This window comes from Nocardia sp. NPDC004278 (assembly GCF_053602975.1).
This window is the reverse complement of sequence record NZ_JBSGEQ010000003.1, coordinates 154,712-172,628: the sequence shown is the minus strand read 5'-3', so window position 1 is coordinate 172,628 and position 17,917 is coordinate 154,712. Positions and strand designations below refer to the sequence as shown.

Annotated in this window: 16 protein-coding genes; 5 read left to right on the top strand and 11 right to left on the bottom strand. The window is 65.6% G+C overall.

The window, feature by feature from the left end:
- Positions 1-20: 20 nt before the first annotated feature.
- Positions 21-1,985 (top strand): hypothetical protein, encoded by a 1,965-nt coding sequence (locus tag ACWEO2_RS05735; RefSeq protein ID WP_452404289.1) that lies wholly within the window; start codon positions 21-23, stop codon positions 1,983-1,985.
- 271 nt (positions 1,986-2,256) lie between these two features.
- Here ACWEO2_RS05735 and ACWEO2_RS05730 read toward each other — a convergent pair whose 3' ends face one another.
- The 8 genes from ACWEO2_RS05730 to ACWEO2_RS05695 form a co-directional block, all read right to left on the bottom strand.
- A complete protein-coding gene (locus tag ACWEO2_RS05730; protein WP_452404288.1) occupies positions 2,257-2,706 on the bottom strand; it encodes a DUF350 domain-containing protein in 450 nt (149 codons plus the stop codon).
- 33 nt (positions 2,707-2,739) lie between these two features.
- Positions 2,740-3,903, bottom strand: coding sequence for a glutathionylspermidine synthase family protein (locus ACWEO2_RS05725; protein ID WP_452404287.1), 1,164 nt, complete (start codon positions 3,901-3,903; stop codon positions 2,740-2,742).
- Entirely contained in the window at positions 3,903-4,403 is a 501-nt protein-coding gene (locus tag ACWEO2_RS05720) for a hypothetical protein (protein ID WP_452404286.1), read from the bottom strand. Before ACWEO2_RS05720 ends, ACWEO2_RS05725 begins: the two co-directional genes overlap by 1 nt.
- Positions 4,404-4,770: 367 nt before the next feature.
- On the bottom strand, positions 4,771-5,061 hold the full coding sequence (locus ACWEO2_RS05715) for an acylphosphatase (RefSeq protein ID WP_354957103.1): 291 nt from the start codon (positions 5,059-5,061) through the stop codon (positions 4,771-4,773).
- Positions 5,061-5,528, bottom strand: a complete 468-nt coding sequence (locus ACWEO2_RS05710; protein WP_354957102.1) for an OsmC family protein — start codon at positions 5,526-5,528, stop codon at positions 5,061-5,063. Before ACWEO2_RS05710 ends, ACWEO2_RS05715 begins: the two co-directional genes overlap by 1 nt.
- A 180-nt stretch (positions 5,529-5,708) precedes the next feature.
- Positions 5,709-6,416 carry a response regulator gene (locus ACWEO2_RS05705; RefSeq protein WP_355177863.1) on the bottom strand — a complete coding sequence of 236 codons (708 nt, stop codon included), beginning with the start codon at positions 6,414-6,416 and terminating at the stop codon, positions 5,709-5,711.
- A gap of 53 nt (positions 6,417-6,469) precedes the next feature.
- Positions 6,470-8,971, bottom strand: a complete 2,502-nt coding sequence (locus ACWEO2_RS05700; protein WP_452404285.1) for an ATP-binding protein — start codon at positions 8,969-8,971, stop codon at positions 6,470-6,472.
- Positions 8,968-9,141, bottom strand: coding sequence for a hypothetical protein (locus tag ACWEO2_RS05695; RefSeq protein WP_452404284.1), 174 nt, complete (start codon positions 9,139-9,141; stop codon positions 8,968-8,970). Before ACWEO2_RS05695 ends, ACWEO2_RS05700 begins: the two co-directional genes overlap by 4 nt.
- A 377-nt stretch (positions 9,142-9,518) precedes the next feature.
- Here ACWEO2_RS05695 and ACWEO2_RS05690 point away from each other — a divergent pair, with 377 nt between their 5' ends.
- The 4 genes from ACWEO2_RS05690 to ACWEO2_RS05675 are packed head-to-tail and all read left to right on the top strand — an operon-like array spanning position 9,519 to position 14,317.
- Positions 9,519-9,605, top strand: a complete 87-nt coding sequence (locus ACWEO2_RS05690; RefSeq protein ID WP_355177861.1) for a potassium-transporting ATPase subunit F — start codon at positions 9,519-9,521, stop codon at positions 9,603-9,605.
- Positions 9,606-11,276 (top strand): potassium-transporting ATPase subunit KdpA, encoded by a 1,671-nt coding sequence (gene kdpA / locus ACWEO2_RS05685; RefSeq protein ID WP_452404283.1) that lies wholly within the window; start codon positions 9,606-9,608, stop codon positions 11,274-11,276. It abuts the gene before it with no gap.
- 1 nt (position 11,277) lies between these two features.
- Positions 11,278-13,428, top strand: coding sequence for a potassium-transporting ATPase subunit KdpB (kdpB, locus tag ACWEO2_RS05680; RefSeq protein WP_452404282.1), 2,151 nt, complete (start codon positions 11,278-11,280; stop codon positions 13,426-13,428).
- 1 nt (position 13,429) lies between these two features.
- Positions 13,430-14,317, top strand: coding sequence for a potassium-transporting ATPase subunit C (locus tag ACWEO2_RS05675; protein WP_452404281.1), 888 nt, complete (start codon positions 13,430-13,432; stop codon positions 14,315-14,317).
- 78 nt (positions 14,318-14,395) lie between these two features.
- Here the strand turns inward: ACWEO2_RS05675 and ACWEO2_RS05670 are convergent, their stop codons facing one another.
- The 3 genes from ACWEO2_RS05670 to ACWEO2_RS05660 form a co-directional block, all read right to left on the bottom strand.
- Complete coding sequence (locus ACWEO2_RS05670) at positions 14,396-14,584, bottom strand: hypothetical protein (RefSeq protein WP_354957095.1); 189 nt, start codon at positions 14,582-14,584, stop codon at positions 14,396-14,398.
- 84 nt (positions 14,585-14,668) lie between these two features.
- A complete protein-coding gene (locus tag ACWEO2_RS05665) occupies positions 14,669-16,807 on the bottom strand; it encodes an amylo-alpha-1,6-glucosidase (RefSeq protein WP_452404280.1) in 2,139 nt (712 codons plus the stop codon).
- Positions 16,804-17,907 (bottom strand): glycosyltransferase family 4 protein, encoded by a 1,104-nt coding sequence (locus ACWEO2_RS05660; protein WP_452404515.1) that lies wholly within the window; start codon positions 17,905-17,907, stop codon positions 16,804-16,806. Before ACWEO2_RS05660 ends, ACWEO2_RS05665 begins: the two co-directional genes overlap by 4 nt.
- Positions 17,908-17,917 lie beyond the last annotated feature (10 nt).

Below are 17,917 nucleotides of genomic sequence, written 5' to 3'. Positions count from 1 at the left end.
CGACGCTACGGTGGGATGTCATGGACACCGTCGCCCTCCCGGAGCGCGCCGACGTCCCGTCCCCGCAGACCTCGCGAATGATCGGGCCGGTCCGGCCGGTTGTCGTCGCGGCCGGATGTCTCATCCTGCTGCAGTTGGCAGTTCGCTACTGGGTGGCCGATAGCGGTTACTTCTACTGGGACGACCTCATTCTGGTCGGCCGGGCGGGAACCTATCCGCTCTGGTCGACGGATCTGCTGCTGTACAACCACGATGGACATTTCATGCCGCTGGCCTTCGCTACGGCCTGGGTGGTGACCGCGCTGGCGCCGTTGACCTGGGCGGGGCCGGTGCTGTCGCTGCTGGTCCTGCAACTCGGGGCGTCGGTGGCGGTGCTCCGGATGCTGATCGTGCTGGTCGGCGCGCGCTGGGCGATCCTGGTCCCGCTGGTGTTCTACCTGTTCTGCCCGCTGACACTGCCGGCATACGCATGGTGGGCCGCCGCCCTCAATGCGCTGCCGCTGCAATTCGCCCTCGCCTGGGTGATCGGCGATGCGGTGCGGCTGACCGACAGCGGTCGGCGCCGGTACGCGCTATCGGGGACCGTGGTGTTCGCAGTAGCGCTGCTATTCTTCGAGAAGTCGGCAATCGTCCCGTTTGCCGCCTTCGCCGTTGCCGTACTCACCCGCCACGTCGATGGTCTCGGATCCGCGATCCGCGTGGTTGTACGGCGTGGCGCGGCGCTGTGGGCCGGATCCGGTGTGGTGCTGCTCTGTTGGCTGGCCGGATATCTCACGGTCGTGAATGTTTCGGCGCTGCACAGCAGTCCGGGGGAACTGCGCGAGTTGCTGCCCGGCGCAACATCATTGGGCATTGTGCCGACACTGTTCGGCGGACCGTGGAGCTGGGAGCGCTGGCTGCCGTCGACGCCGTGGGCGAATCCGCCGGGCTGGGCGGTGGTGTTCGCGTGGGTCTGTTTGTCGGCCCTGGCGGTGCTGTCGATACGTGCCCGGCTTCGTATCGGGCCGGTGTGGGTAGCGACGGCGGTATATGTGCTGGTGGCCCAAGTGCCGGTGGCGCTGGCCCGCAGTGGGCCGAATACCGCGGGCGAACTGCTGCAGTCCCTGCGCTACTTCGCCGATATGGCGGTGGTGTTGACCGCGGCGGGTGCGCTGATATTGCGTGCCCGCCCGCGTGACGTGTTGCGCGCCCGCCCGCGTGACAACGTACCCGTGTTGCGTGACCAGGCGCCCGTGTTGGTTCCCGGCCCTGACGCCGATGCGCACTACTCGCGTTTCTGGCCACGTGGCCGCGCCCGTTTGCTGTTGTCCAGCTTGTGTGGCCGCACCTACGCGTTGCGGCTCGGTCCGCGCACCACCGCCGCACTGACGGTGCTGTTCCTCGTGAGCAGCCTCTGGTCCACAACCACCTTCGTGCGCTCATGGCAGATAAACCCGACCAAAACCTATGTCACCAACGTGAAGTCGGCGCTGTCCCACTCCGACGGCGCACCCCTGCTCGAACAGGAAGTGCCGTGGACGGTCCTGAACCCGACGACATACCCCCAGAATCTGACCAGCCGCGTCCTCGCACCGCTCGCGTCCGGCACCACCTTCGCCGATTCGACAACACATCTGCGCATGATCACCGACAGCGGCACGATCGTCGAAGCGGCCGTCTGGTGGAACCGCAGCATCCTGCCCGGTCCGGACTCCAACTGCGGCTACCGAGTTCGAGGCCCCCAACCGACCGACATCCTGATCGACGGCCCCATGCTCGAACACGAATGGACCGTCCAACTCAACTACCTCGCCAACCGAGACGACCGCATAACCGTCTCCTTCGAACACGGCGCCCCAGTCCCCGCCTCCGTCCGAACCGGCCTGAACACCGTCTACATCCGCGTAACCGGCAGCGGCTCCACCCTCCGAATCAGTCCCCGCACCCCCGGCCTCGACCTCTGCATCGGCGTAGGCCCCATAGGCGTCGCCTCCTACGACAACTGATCACCCCACGGCGCGTGCTTCATCTACCAGGAGGAGCAGCCCCCACCACGGTATTCGCTACGCGCTTCAGCTCCGCACATAATTCGGGCCGCCTACCGTTCTCGTGCACCGAAGCCTCGAATGTCACGGTTCCCGCGGCCAGGCCGGACTGCGGATTCCGAGCCACCTCGAATGCGATGTCGCAGAAGTAATCCGACTGCGCCCAATACAGCTGGACCGCAGGCCGGTCGCCGATTGTCAGCGGCGTACTCGCGCGACCGGGCGGACCGAACTACAGAATGGCGAAGGCGACGACCAAACCGAGCGCGAAGTGCGCCGCCGCCACCACGAGAACTTCGGTGGTGTAGGCATCGGCCGCCAGCGCCGCACCGATATCGATGCCGAGTGCCCGCTCGATGACCCGGACCGAGATCACCTGCGCGACAATGCCGACCAACCCATAGACGCTGGCGGCAATGAGCCCCTCGGACAGTTTGCCCGCCGAGGCGTAGGTCGCGAGCACCACGATGAGGGCCATGCTGACCATGCCCGCGGCGGTGACGATAATGGCATTGGGCTTACCCGCGGCGACCAGCGCGCGCAGTTTGCCGGGTGTGGTCAGATCGATGGCGTAGAAGCCGACGAGCATAAGGGCCAAGCCGACAATGGCGTAGAGGATGATGGCTCCGACGCCGGTGCCGAGCGAGTTCCAGTAACCCGATTCGAGGGCAACTGCGGTCATCGTGATCCTTCCGAGGTGAGGTCGCGTGCTGGCTTATTGCGTAATGCGGTGTGGGACAAAGGCGGAGCCATCGTCGGTGATCAATCCCGCGGTCTCGCGGATGCCGAGTCCGGCCGCATTGTCACCGACGATCCAGGCACCCAGAACGGGACGCATATCGTCGAATTCCGGTAGCGGGTCCAGCAATTGGTAGACGAAACCCTCTTCGCCATAGACCCCGCCCGTCGCGGTCTCCAGCCCCGCGCCGACAATGGTCATATTCGCGCCCTCGCGCCCGAGTTTCGGCTTGCGGATGTATTCGGTGAGCTCATTGGGCTGATCGAGGTAGGCGGGCAGCAGATTCGGATGTCCGGGGTACATCTCCCACAACACCGCGAGAATCGCCTTATTGCTGAGCAATGTCTTCCACAGCGGTTCGATCCACATGGTCTGCGGCAGACTCGCGACCACCCGCTTGCCGAAATCGTCGTCGAGCACCCACTCCCACGGATAGAGCTTGAAGATCGCATCGATCGAGCCCTCGGCCAGATCGACGAAACGCTCCAGCTCGCTATCGAATCCGACCTCCTCGATCGGCAGCGCGATGGTGTCGAATCCGGCCTCGGCGGCGGTCTCCTGCATATACGCGGTGGTGACATTGTCCTCGCCGGTGGCATCCGCCCCGGACCAGGTGAAGTGCAGTTGTGACGAGGGCAGGATGTCGCGCAGCTCGGTCCAGCGCTCGACCAGCTTCTCGTGCAGTGAATTCCACTGATCACCATCGGGATACAGCGCGGTCAGCCAGTGCCACTGCACAATTGCGGCCTCGAGCAGTGACGTCGGCGTATCGGCGTTGTACTCCAACAGTTTTGCGGGACGGCGCGCGTCATATCTCAGATCGAAGCGCCCGTAGACATGTGGGTCACTTCGCCGCCATGATTCGGCGATCGGCCCCCAACTCCACTCGGGCAGACCGAAATCCTTGTACCGCTCGGTGAGCACCACCTGCTCGACCGCATTCAGGCACATCGAATGCAGCAATTCGACATCGGCCTCCAGCGCGAGAATCTCCGACATCTCGAATTCGTAGTGCACCGATTCGTCCCAGTACGGCCGGGGCAGACCACTCGCATCCCGTCCCGGTGCGCCGTAGACCAGCCCCTGCCCTTCGATGATCTGCTGCCACCCCGCTCGTGGGGCACTCCGTACTCGCCGCATTACGAACCACCGCCGCCGCTCTTGCTACTGGTGCCGAGGCCGCCGCGGGTAACGGTGCTGCCGCTCTTGGTCGTGATCTGAGCGCCCTTGGGCTGCACCGTGGTTCCGCCCGTCGGCGGTTTGCCGACGGTATTGTTGCCGCCGTAGTAGTAGCGGTATTGGCTGCCGTTGTAGATGAATATCCCGTTGCTGAGCAGGTGCGCGCCGCCCGACCCGGACCCGACGGCGTTCGAGGCCGTCTCGCACTGGTCGTCGGGTGTGACGATCTCCTGACCGTTCTGATCGATCACGGTGCAGTATGCGGTCACCTCGTCGGGCTTGGTCAGCGCGTTGTAGGCGAGGTAGCCACCGCCGACCAATCCCGCGACACCGACGATGGCGACACCGCCGATGAGCACGCGCTTGCGGGTGCGCTTCTTGTGCTCGGCGGCGGCCGCGGCGGCCTGCTGCGCCTCTTCGGCGCGCTTGCGGGCCTTGTCCCGCGCCCGCGCCTCGGCCACCGTCGGCGGACGAGGCTGGGTTACTCCGGGCTCTTGGCGCTGGATGCTGCCCGCTCGCGGCGGTGTTCCGAGCCGACGGGGTTCGGTGCCCGGCGGTACCGGTGCGGGTGTTTCTGATTCGAAGCCTGCGGAGCCGGGAGCTGCCGCGGAGTCGGCTGGACTCGGCTCTGATCCCGCCCCGGTTGATGATGCACCGGCGGCCGGTGCCGAAGGTACGACGCCCGGTGCGGATTCCGGTGCGGCCGACCGCGATCCAGCGGCATCAGCGCCCGGCGCCGAATCGGGCGCACCGGACTGCTCCGCATCGTCTCCCGTACCCGGACCCCCCGTACTCAACGATCACGTCCCTGGGTCGTCGCACCTACCACTAACGCTCCTCGAATCCGGACAAATCGCCCCGCGGGGGTTCCCAGCTTTCCACAACCAGGTCAACCCGACCAGGTGTATCACCCGAACGCAAGAGATCCAGCAACATTTCGCATGCGGGTCGCGGCCCCTCCGCCACCACATGCACCCGGCCGTCGCGCGAATTGGTGGCATATCCGACCACACCGAGCGCCAGCGCCCGCGAACGAGTCCACCAGCGGAAGCCAACGCCCTGCACGTAACCGTGCACCCACGCGCTCAGCCGGACCTGTTCCGGGTGCGGCGCCGCCATCACGCCTCGATATCGAAGGTCAGTGTCACCTTGGCACCCGCCTTCAGCGTCCGGCCGACGGTGCAGACCTTGTCGATGGCGCGCTGGACAGTGACCAGCAACCGCTCCCGCGCCTGCTCGTCCAGGTCGCTGAGGTCGAGTTCGAACACCTCGTCGAGCTGCGGGTACACCTCGTTCTCGCGGTCGGCGTCGCCGGAGACGCGGATGGTCGCGTCGAAACTGTCACCCAGCTTGCGCGCGAGCGGGACGTCCGCGCTCAGTCCGGAGCAGCCCGCCAGGGCGATCTTCAGCAGCTCACCCGGGGTGAACGCACCCGGTACGCCCTGCGATGCGATCAATACCTCGGCACCGCGCGAGCTGCGGCCGGTGTACGCCCTGGTCCCGGTGCGCTCGACCCACAGCGTGGTCGGCTCGGTCGCGGCGGGCGCGCTGGTCGGGGTCGCGGATGCGGTGGTCTGGTCAGCCATGGTTTCGATCCTGCCAGTTCCGCCTCTCCGAATATTCAGGCCATACCAGTTGGGTGCCCCTCGAGTCCCGCTCAGGTCCTGCGTCGTGTGCCTGGTCGGGTCTTGGGCGTACCCGACGAGTTACCCATGTTCTTCCGAAATCAGTTGTCATGTCGCTCGCAACAGCTGCCGCTACCGTCGCTATTCCTGGAAGCGGTATCCCATACCCGCCTCGGTCAGCAGATGCTTCGGATTCGACGGATCAACCTCGAGCTTGCGCCGCAACTGCGCGAGATATACCCGCAGATAATGGGTTTCGGTGGCATACGACGGTCCCCACACCTCGCGCAGCAGTTCACGCCGCCCGACCAGCTTGCCCCGATTGCGCACCAGCATCTCGAGCATCCCCCACTCGGTCGGGGTCAGATGCACCGGCTCACCGTTCTTGGTGACCTTCTTCGCGGCGAGGTCGACGGTGAACGAGGAGGTCACCACCACCGGATCGGCGGCATCGGTATCGGTGGCACCGCGCCGGACCGCGGCCCGCAGCCGCGCCAGCAGTTCGTCCATACCGAACGGTTTGGTGACGTAGTCGTCCGCGCCGGCGTCCAGCGCCTCCACCTTGTCGGTCGAATCGGTCCGCGCCGAGAGCACGATCACCGGGGCGGCGGTCCAGCCGCGCAGCCCGGCCAATACCTCGATACCGTCCATATCCGGCAGGCCGAGATCCAAGATGACCACATCGGGATGCTTATCGGCGGCCGCGCGCAGTGCGGCGGCACCGGTGCCCGCGGTGATCACCTCATAGCCGCGCACCGACAGGTTGATGCGCAGGGCGCGCACGATCTGCGGTTCGTCATCGACCACCAGCACCTTGGTCGACGGTGCATCCTGCTTCTTGTCGGTCATCACGACTTCCTGTGCGGTCCGGGGCAGCGGTGCTTCCACATCGGTTGTGATCATCATCGGCCGCTCACTTCGGTTTCGTCGGCAGGCAGGTCCACGATCATGGTCAATCCTCCGCCCGGTGTCGGTTCGGCGTGCACAGTGCCGCCCATCGCCTCGACGAATCCGCGCACCACCGACAGGCCTAGCCCGACTCCGGTGGTGTTGTCGCGATCGCCGAGCCGCTGGAACGGCTCGAACAATTGCTCCTCGGCCCCCGGCGGCACACCGGGGCCGACATCGATCACGGCGATCGACACGCGGTCGCCGTCACGTTCCGCGGTCACCCGCACGGGTGTGTCGCGCGTCGAATGCCGCAGCGCATTATCGATCAAATTGGCGAGCACGCGCTCGAGCAGACCGCTGTCGGCCCGCACCGAGACCTCGCCGACCTCCACCTTCACCCGATCCATGGCCGCCCGCCGCAGCCCGCGCGCGCCCATCCCGACGCTCACCAGGGCCTGGTGCACCACCTCGTCCATATACACCCGACGGAACTGCGGCTGTACGACACCGACCGCCAGGCGCGACGAATCGAGCAGATTGCCGACGAGCGCGGTCAGCTGATCCACCGATTCCTCGATCGTTTCCAGCAATTCGACGGTGTCCTCGGGCGAGAACTCGATGTCGTCGCTGCGCAGGCTGGACACCGCGGCCTTGGCCCCGGCCAGCGGTGTGCGCAGGTCGTGGCTCACCGCGGACAGCAGCGCCCGACGCAACCGGTCGGCCTCGAGCAATGCCGCGGCGGCGCTGGCCTCCTCGGCGAGCCGGGATTGCCGGACCAATCCGGCCGCCTGGTTGGCGACCGCGTTGAGGACCGGTCGGTCGGTTGCGGCCAGTGGGCGTCCTGCCAGCAGCAACCAGCTCGTCGCATCGCCTGCCTGGATGGCGGTCTCGGCCTCCGATGCGCGCTGCGGCGGACTGGTGCCGACCGCGGCGATCACCTCATCGCCGCACAGCATGCTGACCGCGCGCAGACCATAGGTCTCGCGGACCTGTTCCAGCAGATTGGGCAGATCCGCTCCGTGCAACACGGCACCGGCGAACAGTGTCAGCAACTCGGCCTGGTGGGAGGCCCGGCGCGCCTGGCGGGTCTGCTTGGCGGCCACATCCACCAGCGCCGCGACCGCCACCGCCACGATCAGCAACACCACAACCGTGACGAAACTGTCCGGTTCGGCAATCGTGAGGCTGTAGCGCGGCTCGACGAAGAACCAGTTCAACAGCATGCCCGACAGCAACGCCGACAGTGCCGCGGGGACAACGCCACCCAGCAGCGCGACCGCGACGACGCCGATGAAAAACAGCGCGCTGAGACCGCCGAGTTCGAGATAACCGTCGACCAAGGAGCAGATGACCGAGACCAGCATCGGCACCAGGACGGCCGCCAGCCAGGCGCGGATCGGCTGCCGCGGCATCAGCGAGTAGCGGCGCATGCCACGGTGAGCTTCCTCATGCGTGACCATGTGCACGTCGATCTTGCCGGAGGCCTGCACCACCGCGGAGCCGATGCCCTCGTCGAGCATGCGCGCCCAGCGCGAGCGCCGCGACGTGCCGAGCACCAACTGCGTCGCGTTCACCTCGCGGGCGAACTCCAGCAGCGTATTCGGCACATCATCACCGGTGACCGTATGCAGCGACGCGTCCAGACTGGCGGCCAGTTCGCGCAATCGAGCCAGCCGCTCTGCCGACACACCCGCCAGTCCATCGCCGCGCACCACATGCACGAGCATCAGCTCGGCACTGGATTTGGTCGCAATCCGGCTGGCCCGGCGCACCACGGTCTCCGACTCCGGACCGCCGGTCACCGCGACGACGACGCGTTCGCGCGCCTCCCACAGATCCGTGATCTTGTGGTCGGCACGATATTTCGCCAGGGCGGCGTCGACCTGGTCGGCCAGCCATAGCAGCGCCAACTCGCGCAGCGCGGTGAGGTTACCCGGCCGGAAGTAGTTGCGCAGTGCCGCATCGACCCGGTCCGCGGCGTAGACATTGCCGTGGGACAGCCTGCGCCGCAATGCCTCCGGTGTGATGTCGACCAGTTCGACCTGGTCGGCACTGCGCACCACGGCGTCGGGCACCGTCTCCTTCTGCTGGATGCCGGTAATCTGCTCGACGACGTCGTTGAGGCTCTCCAGATGCTGCACATTGACCGTCGAGATCACATCGATCCCCGCGTTCAGCAAATCCTCGACGTCCTGCCAGCGCTTCTCATGTTTGCTGCCGGGCGCATTGGTATGGGCGAGTTCGTCGACCAGCACCACCGTGGGCTGACGCCGCAGCACCGCCGCCACATCGAGTTCGGGCAGCGTGGTGCCGCGGTAGGCCACCATGCGCGGCGGAATCCGCTCGATACCTGCCAACAGCTCGGCGGTCTTGGCCCGACCGTGTGTCTCCACCACCCCAGCTACCACGTCGCGGCCGCGTTCGAGTCGGCGATGGGCCTCGCCCAACATCGCGTAGGTCTTACCGACTCCCGGGGCCGCACCGAGGTAGATGCGCAGTTGGCCGCGTTTCACTCTTTTATCATCGCGCGCCACGGCGTGTCGCCGGAGATCCGTAGCGGGTTTGTCGCGGCAGCGGATTGCCATGCCCGCGCATCGCGCCCCTCCAACACCGTCGACAGCGCGCGGATGGCCAGCGCGCACAGCACAAATCCGATGATCACCGCGACCGCGACAGCCGACATGACGACCCTTTCACCAACCGACAGAACCCCGGCCGCACTGGATTGCTCCGCATGGCCGGACCTTGACTTTCTACTCCCGTATGCCCCCTTCAACTCGATCTTTACGGTGTGTTGACGGCTTGTCGGCCGACCTTGACGGCATCCTTTCAACCGTGCCCGAACGGTTCGCGTAAATGAACCGTCAATGCTCTCCAATCGTCCGCTAAGGACCCGTAAACACACTCGGCACCAGCTCGAATGACCGCTTGACTCACCCTGTCGCGCTCCGTACAGGGAGCGCCATTGGAGGTTGTGTAAATGTCTGTCGTGGTGTTCACGGTGCTCACCGTGGCGATCTTCGCGCTGCTGGGTCTGGTCCAGCGGGGGGTGGAAAAACTGTGATCGCGAACCTGATCGGTTTGATTCTGGCCGTCCTCGTCGCGATCTACATGGTGGCGGCGCTGCTTTTCCCCGAGAGGTTCTAGGTGAACACGACCACAGCGGGGATCGCCTTCCTGGCGGCCCTGATCATCGCGCTCGCCCTGGTTCATGTGCCGCTCGGCGACTACATGTTCCGGGTCTACAGCGCCAAGAAATACGCCCGCGCCGAGCGGGTCATCTACAAGGCCATCGGTGTGCACCCCGAGGTCGAACAGACCTGGGGCGTCTACGCCCGCAGCGTGCTGGCGTTCTCCGCGGTCAGCGTGCTGTTTCTGTTCTTATTCCAGCTGATCCAGGGCAAACTCCCACTGCATCTCAACGATCCGGGCACCGAGATGACCCCGGCGCTGGCGTGGAACACCGCCATCAGCTTCGTCACCAATACGAACTGGCAGAACTACTCCGGTGAGTCGACCCAGGGCCACCTGGTGCAGATGGCCGGGCTCGCGGTGCAGAACTTCGTCTCCGCGGCCGTCGGTATGGCGGTGGCGGTCGCGCTGGTGCGTGGCTTCGCCCGCAGGCACACCGGTGATCTGGGCAACTTCTGGGTGGATCTGGTGCGGGGCACCATTCGCATTCTGCTGCCGATCGCGTTCGTTTTCGCGATCGTGCTCGTCGCCGGTGGCGCGATCCAGAACTTCCACCTGCACGACCAGATCGCTCAGGCGCTCAACGGCACCGAGCAGACGATCACGGGCGGGCCGGTGGCCAGCCAGGAGGTGATCAAGGAACTCGGCACCAACGGCGGTGGCTTCTACAACGCCAACTCCGCACACCCGTTCGAGAACCCGACGACCTGGACCAACTGGGTGGAGATCTTCCTGCTGCTGGTGATCAGCTTCTCGCTGCCACGCACCTTCGGCCGGATGGTCGGCAGCAAGAAGCAGGGCTACGCGATCGTCGCGGTGATGGGCACGATCGCGCTGATCAGCGTGACCCTGCAGAACTTCTTCCAGTTGCAGCACCACGGCACCGTCCCGACCGCGATCGGCGCATCCCTGGAGGGCGTCGAAACCCGTTTCGGCGTTGCGGACTCCGCGACCTTCGCGACCGCGACCACGCTGACCTCGACCGGTGCGGTGGACTCCTTCCACGACTCCTACACCAGCCTCGGCGGCATGATGACCATGTTCAATATGCAGCTGGGTGAGGTCGCACCGGGTGGTACCGGTTCAGGTCTGTACGGCATGCTCATCCTCGCGGTGATCACCGTCTTCGTCGCCGGTCTCATGGTCGGGCGCACCCCGGAATACCTCGGCAAGAAGATCACCCCGCGCGAGATCAAACTCGCCGCTTCCTACTTCCTGATCAGCCCGCTCATCGTGCTCGTCGGCACGGCCGCCGCGATGGCCATGCCCGGACAACGCGCCGGCATGCTCAACTCCGGACCACACGGACTCTCGGAAGTGTTGTACGCCTTCACCTCCGCAGCCAACAACAACGGCTCCGCTTTCGCCGGCTTGAGCGGCAACACCGAGTGGTACAACACCGCCCTGGGCCTGGCCATGGTCTTCGGCCGCTTCCTGCCCATCATCTTCGTACTGGCCCTCGCCGGTTCACTCGCCCAACAGGGACAGACCCCCGAATCGATCGGCACACTGCCGACGCACCGGCCGCAGTTCGTCGGCATGGTCGTCGGCGTCACCGTGATCCTGGTCGCGCTGACCTTCCTGCCCGCACTCGCACTCGGGCCGCTCGCCGAAGGAATCCACTGATATGTCCACTACGGCAACCGAACCGAACACCGCATCGGTCCACAATCGCGAGCGCAAACGTGGCGTCCAGCGGGGCGTGCTCGACCCGAAGATGCTGCTGACGTCCATTCCCGACGCGGTGAAGAAGCTCGATCCGCGCGTCATGTGGCGCAATCCGGTCATGCTCATCGTCGAGATCGGCGCGGTCTGGTCGACCGTGCTCGCGCTGACCAAGCCGACGTTCTTCTCCTGGGCAATCGTCGTATGGCTCTGGCTCACCGTCATCTTCGCCAATCTGGCCGAGGCGGTGGCGGAGGGACGGGGTAAGGCCCAAGCCGATACGCTGCGTAAAGCCAAGACCGACACCATGGCTCGGCGACTGGTCAACTGGTCGCCCGGCGCGCGCATCGTCGAGGAAAGCGTCGGGGCTCCTGCGCTGCAACGCGGCGACTATGTCGTGGTGGAGGCGGGCCAGGTCATTCCGGGTGACGGTGATGTCGTGGACGGCATTGCCTCGGTGGACGAATCGGCCATCACCGGCGAATCCGCACCGGTCATCCGGGAATCCGGTGGTGACCGATCGGCGGTCACCGGCGGCACCACGGTGCTCTCGGACCGGATCGTCGTCAAGATCACCCAGGAGCCGGGTGCGAGCTTCATCGACAAGATGATCGCCCTCGTCGAGGGTGCGTCACGGCAGAAGACGCCGAACGAGATCGCGCTGAACATCCTGCTCGCGGCTTTGACCATCATCTTCGTGTTCGCGGTCACCACCCTGCAGCCGCTGGCGATCTTCGCCAAGTCGAACAACCCAGGGGTGCCCGATACTTCGGCACTGGATGTGCACGGCGTCACCGGAATCGTGATGGTCTCGCTGCTGGTATGTCTGATCCCGACCACCATCGGCGCGCTGCTGTCGGCCATCGGCATCGCCGGTATGGACCGCCTGGTCCAGCGCAACGTGCTCGCCATGTCCGGACGCGCCGTCGAGGCTGCCGGTGACGTGAACACCCTGCTGCTGGACAAAACCGGCACCATCACCCTCGGTAACCGCCAAGCCTCGGAATTCGTACCGATGCCCGGCATCCCGGATGACGAACTGGCCGATGCCGCACAGCTTTCCAGCCTCGCCGACGAAACCCCCGAGGGTCGCTCCATCGTCGTGTACGCGAAACAGGCGTTCAACAAACGTGAGCGCACCCCGGGCGAGCTGACCGGCGCGACCTGGGTGGAATTCACCGCCCAGACCCGCATGTCGGGTGTCGACCTGGCCGACGGTCACCAGCTGCGCAAGGGCGCAGCCAGCGCCGTGACGGAATGGGTTCGCGCGCAAGGCGGGGACGTGCCCAACCAGATCGGCGTGATCGTCGACGGCATCTCCGCCTCGGGCGGTACCCCGCTCGTCGTCGGCGAGGTCAACAACGGCAAAGCCCGGCTGCTCGGCGTCATCCACCTCAAAGACGTAGTGAAGCAGGGCATGCGGGAGCGCTTCGACGAAATGCGCCGCATGGGCATCCGCACGGTGATGATCACCGGTGATAACCCGTTGACCGCCAAGGCGATTGCCGATGAGGCCGGTGTGGACGACTTCCTCGCCGAGGCCACACCGGAGGACAAGCTGGCGCTGATCAAGAAGGAGCAGGACGGCGGTCGGCTGGTCGCCATGACCGGTGACGGCACCAACGACGCCCCCGCACTGGCCCAAGCCGATGTCGGTGTCGCGATGAACACCGGCACCTCCGCAGCCAAAGAGGCCGGAAATATGGTGGATCTGGATTCGGATCCGACCAAGCTCATCGAAATCGTGGAGATCGGCAAACAGCTGCTCATCACCCGCGGTGCGCTGACCACGTTCTCGATCGCCAATGACATCGCCAAGTACTTCGCGATCATTCCCGCGTTGTTCGTGGCGCTGTTCCCGGGCCTCGACCTGCTCAATGTCATGCGTCTGTCGAGCCCGCAATCGGCGATCCTGTCGGCGGTCATCTTCAACGCGCTGGTCATCATCGCGCTGATCCCGCTGGCGCTGCGCGGGGTGAACTACACCCCCACCAACGCCTCGAAACTGTTGACCCGCAACCTGACGATCTACGGCCTCGGCGGCATAGTCGCACCGTTCATCGGCATCAAACTCATCGACCTCGTTGTCCAACTCCTCCCCGGGATGTCCTGATATGCGAATGTCAACTTGGATCCGGCAGCACCTGGCCGCGTTGCGTGCGCTACTGGTACTCACCGCGATCACCGGAATCGCCTACCCCATTGCGGTCTTCGCGGTCGCCCAGATTCCCGGCCTGCACGATAAGGCGGACGGATCGCTGATCACGGTCGACGGCAAGGTCGTCGGCTCCAGCCTGATCGGGCAGTCGTTCACCGATAAAGACGGCAACGCGCTGGCGCAGTACTTCCAGAGCCGCCCGTCGGCCGCGGGTGACGGCTACGACCCCCTCTCGACCGCGGCGAGCAACCTCGGCCCGGAGAGCATCGTGGACACCCTCGACGCGGATCCGGCGAACGTGAAGTTGAGCCTGCTCTCTACCGTGTGCTCGCGCAGCAAGGCGATCGGCGACCGTGAGGGGGTCGACGGCAGCCGTCCGTTCTGCACCAATGACGGTGTCGGCGCGGTGCTCTCGGTGATCGGACCACGCGACGCCGACGGCGAGGTGTCGCATCCGGTGCAGGTCGTCAGCGTCAACGAGGCGTGCCCGACGACACCGTTCCTCGACACCTACAAAGGTGTCAAGGTCGAATGCGCCAAACCAGGCGAGGACTACACCATCGGCCGGATCGTCCCGATCTACGGCGACGCCTCGACCGACACCCCTGTCCCCACCGATGCCGTTACCGCGAGTGGTAGTGGCCTCGACCCGCACATCTCGCCGGAGTACGCCGCCATCCAGGTGACGCGAATCACCAAGGCCCGCAACATCTCCGCAGATCAGGTACGCGCACTAATCGATGCGCATACCGACGGCCGAACCCTCGGCTTCCTCGGTGAACCACGCGTCAACGTGGTCGAACTGAATATCGACCTCGACAGCAAGTACCCGTTCCACGGGTAGGCCCAACGTCGGCACGAGCGCCCATTCCCGAACGGAATCCACTGGATCACACCGGGAATGGGCGCTTCGCGCATTCCGTCAGCTGTCCTCGACGCAACCGAAACAAAACGCCGCGGCGGCGAGATACTGACGGCATTCCGGGCCGTGCCCCGCGTGTGTACTACAGATGAACCGCGCCCGGTCCAGATCCAGATCCATGATGGGCTCCGCGCTGCAATCACGGTGCTGTGTGATCCACAGATCCCTGATATCCAGTGATGTCTGCATCGTGCACCTCCAGCCTGCGAGTATCAGTGGAGAAGCATGGCAATTACATGGCTGGCATACCCGATCCCGCGCGATTCATCCACATCAGGTGATCAACTGCCAGTCATCGGGCACGCGCGCGGCAGTGATCTGATCACCCTCCGCGACCAGATCGACCGTCACCGAATCCAACTTCAGATCGCTCAGCGCGACCCTGCCCCATACCGATGGCAGCTGCGGATGCACGGTAAGCGTGCGGGCGGGTACGTCGGGATCCAAGCCGAAGAAGGCACGCACCAGCAGCAGCGGAGCCGCACTCGCCCAGGCCTGCGGTGAGCAGGAGGTCGGATACGGGACCGGAACCGCGAACTGGTCGCGCGGAAATCCGCAGAACAGCTCGGGTAGTCGACCGCCGAAAGACGCCGCCGCATCGAGTAATCCGCAAGCGAGCCGGGTGGCGAGCTCGACCGCGCCCGGTATGTGCCGGTAGCGCAGCAGACCCGCAACGGCGATCGCGGTGTCATGCGGCCACACCGAGCCGCAGTGATAGCTCATCGGGTTGTAGGCGCCCATCGTCGAGGCGAGCGTGCGCAGCCCGAAGCCGGTGTCCATCTCCGGGCCCGCCAGCCGCTCGATGAGTTGGGCGGCATGCTCGTCACTGGCGATGCCGGTCCAGAGACATTGCGCCGCATTGCTGGTCAGGGCGTCGACGTGCTGTTTGCGGCCGTCCAGCGCGACCGCGTACCACCCTCGGCCCGGCAGCCAGAACTGTTCGGCGAATTTGCCGCGCAGTTCGGCGGCGCGCTCGCGCAACCGAGTCGCAGCACTGAGGTCGCCGAATGCCTCGGCCAACTCCGCGCGGGCCTGCAATGCGGCATATGCATAACCTTGCACCTCACACAGCGCGATCGGCGCCTCCGCGAGATGTCCTGCGGCATCGTTGATTCCGTCGAAACTATCCTTCCAACCCTGATTGGCCAGGCCGCGGTCGGTGGCGCGACGGTATTCGATGAAGCCGTCGCCGTCGCGGTCGCCGAATTCGGTGATCCACTGCACCCCGGCGTCGGCAGCGGGCAGCAGCGCCTTGATCACCTCCGGATCCGCACCCCACCGATGACATTCCGCCAGCAGCATCACGAAAAGTGGGGTGGCGTCGGCGGTTCCGTAGTAGGTACTGCCGCCGAGCACATGCCCGCTGGCCGGGCCGCGGCGCATTTCGTGCATGATCCGTCCCGGCTCCTCCTCGGTGAGCGGATCGACGCTCTGACCTTGCAGTTCGGCCAACTGCTGCAGTGTGCCCAGCGCGAGATCCACTTCCAACGGCAGCGCCATCCACGCGGTGAGCAGACTGTCCCGACCGAACAGGGTCATGAACCACGGCGCACCCGCCGCAACGAATGGACGGCTCTCGCCGCTTTCGTCGTGGATCTGCAAGGCGCCCAGGTCACTTTCCGAACGCCGCAACACCTGAGTGAGCACCGGATCCACCGCGGTGATCTTCGTCGCGGTATGCCGCCAGGCCGCCATCTTCCGGCTCGGCGCACTGAGACCATGGTGCTCCCCCGGCGCCAATGGCGCCTGCACCCGCTGATTGCCAACCGTCGGCTGGGCCACGATTTCGGTCTGCCAGGTTTCGCCTGGCGGCACGACAACCCGCCAGATCAGCGTTCCGGGCAGGAATACGGGCTCGACGGTCGCCGAGACCGAGAGCCCGCGGGTCCGATCGGCGCGGTCGTGCAGCAGCAATTCCCCTTCGGCCACCGTGACCTCGGCCCGACCGTGCGCGGCGCGGCCTTCCTTGACCGCGAACAGGTCGATGAAATCGGCGTCGACATGCAGTTCCAAGGCGACCGCGGTGGCCTCCCTGCCCATATTCTGCAGGCTCAGCACCTCGTGCATGCCGTCGGCGACGAGACGTTCGCGCACCACCAGCAGTGTGCTGTCGGCCATTCCCGCCTGCGGCGGTCGGCGCAGCACAAATCTGGCGGCGAACGCCTCAGGGCTCAGCACCGACAGCGATTCGGCGGGTTTGCCGTCCACCAGCAACTCCCAGCGGGAGATGACGCGGGTGTCCCGGAAAAACAGCCCGTGTGGTCGCCCCGGTTCGACATCGCCGAGCCGGTCCGACAGACAGAAGGTGCCGCCCTCGACCAAGGTCACCGACCCCCCGCAGCCGCCGAATCCCGATGGCTCACCGGCATTCAGCGGCGCGGGACTCGGCGTACTGCCGACTTCTGCGGTCATACTCGTTCGCTCGCGGGAATCCGGACCGGCATCGTCTCCCCGAGCAATCGTGCCGCACGAGTCTGTCGCCGCGAACGCAAGAGCCGGTGATAGACCTGCTCATAGCCGCGGCCCAGCGGACCAGCGCCGAAGTTCGCCTCGACGTGCGCGCGGCACACTGCCGGATCCACATCGCGCACTTCCTCTATCGCGGCGGGCAATTCGGCGGGATCATCGCAGATCCGGCCCGTGACACCGTCGATGACGACCTCCTCGACCGCGCCACCGCGCAACGCGACCACCGGCGTGCCACAGACCATCGCTTCGATCATCACCATGCCGAACGGTTCCTCCCACCTGATGGGGAACAGCAGGCAGCGCGCATTCGCGAGCAGTTTGCGCTTGGCCGTTGCGTCGGCCATGCCGAACAGATGATCTCGTTCGGTCAGCAGCGGGCGCACCTCTTTCTCGAAAAACGCCTGCTCGGGCGGTTCACTGCACTTGCCAGCGAGCACCAGCGGAATACCGGCCTCGTGCGCGGCCTGCAACGCCAAATGCGGCCCCTTGGCCTCGGTGAAGCGCCCGAGGAATAGTGCGTAGTCGCCCTTCTCCACTTGGAACGGCCACTGATCGACATGCAGGGCGTTGTGTACGCGACCGACCCAGTTCAGATCCGGAGCCAACTCGCGCTGCCGGTCGCTGATGGCCACCAGCGACACTTCCTGGCCCAATTCGCGGTAGTACCGGCGGGAATCGCCCTCGTCGACCGGCCCGTGCACGGTCACCACGGTGGGGAGGCCGAGGCCCATATAGGCCGGGGCATTCAGCGGTCCGGCAAAGGTGTGGTCGTGCACCAGATCCACCCCGGAGGTGCTCGCGATCTGCTCGATCGCCCTTCGCACCTTCAATGCGTGGACGACTTCGGGGAACGGCTCGCCGAGCCGTTCGGGCAATGCGCGATCCCAGACCGGGATGAATTTAGCCTTGGTACCGGGTTCACCGGCACCGAACAAGGTCACGTCGTGGCCGCGGGCAACCAGTGCATCGACCAAATCGGCGACAACCGCCTCGACGCCCCCATAGGCCTTCGGCGGTACGTCGAAGTAGGGCGGAACAACCATGGCAATGCGG

Bases quoted from the DNA above. Each gene is read 5' to 3' on its own strand.
- ACWEO2_RS05695 (WP_452404284.1), bottom strand. From the start codon at position 9,141: ATGTCGGCTGTCGCGGTCGCGGTGATCATCGGATTTGTGCTGTGCGCG.
- ACWEO2_RS05705 (WP_355177863.1), bottom strand. From the start codon at position 6,416: ATGACCGACAAGAAGCAGGATGCACCGTCGACCAAGGTGCTGGTGGTC.
- ACWEO2_RS05670 (WP_354957095.1), bottom strand. From the start codon at position 14,584: ATGCAGACATCACTGGATATCAGGGATCTGTGGATCACACAGCACCGT.
- ACWEO2_RS05725 (WP_452404287.1), bottom strand. From the start codon at position 3,903: ATGCGGCGAGTACGGAGTGCCCCACGAGCGGGGTGGCAGCAGATCATC.
- ACWEO2_RS05735 (WP_452404289.1), top strand. From the start codon at position 21: ATGGACACCGTCGCCCTCCCGGAGCGCGCCGACGTCCCGTCCCCGCAG.
- ACWEO2_RS05730 (WP_452404288.1), bottom strand. From the start codon at position 2,706: ATGACCGCAGTTGCCCTCGAATCGGGTTACTGGAACTCGCTCGGCACC.
- kdpB (WP_452404282.1), top strand. From the start codon at position 11,278: ATGTCCACTACGGCAACCGAACCGAACACCGCATCGGTCCACAATCGC.
- ACWEO2_RS05715 (WP_354957103.1), bottom strand. From the start codon at position 5,061: ATGGCGGCGCCGCACCCGGAACAGGTCCGGCTGAGCGCGTGGGTGCAC.
- ACWEO2_RS05660 (WP_452404515.1), bottom strand. From the start codon at position 17,907: ATGGTTGTTCCGCCCTACTTCGACGTACCGCCGAAGGCCTATGGGGGC.
- ACWEO2_RS05710 (WP_354957102.1), bottom strand. From the start codon at position 5,528: ATGGCTGACCAGACCACCGCATCCGCGACCCCGACCAGCGCGCCCGCC.
- ACWEO2_RS05665 (WP_452404280.1), bottom strand. From the start codon at position 16,807: ATGACCGCAGAAGTCGGCAGTACGCCGAGTCCCGCGCCGCTGAATGCC.
- ACWEO2_RS05675 (WP_452404281.1), top strand. From the start codon at position 13,430: ATGCGAATGTCAACTTGGATCCGGCAGCACCTGGCCGCGTTGCGTGCG.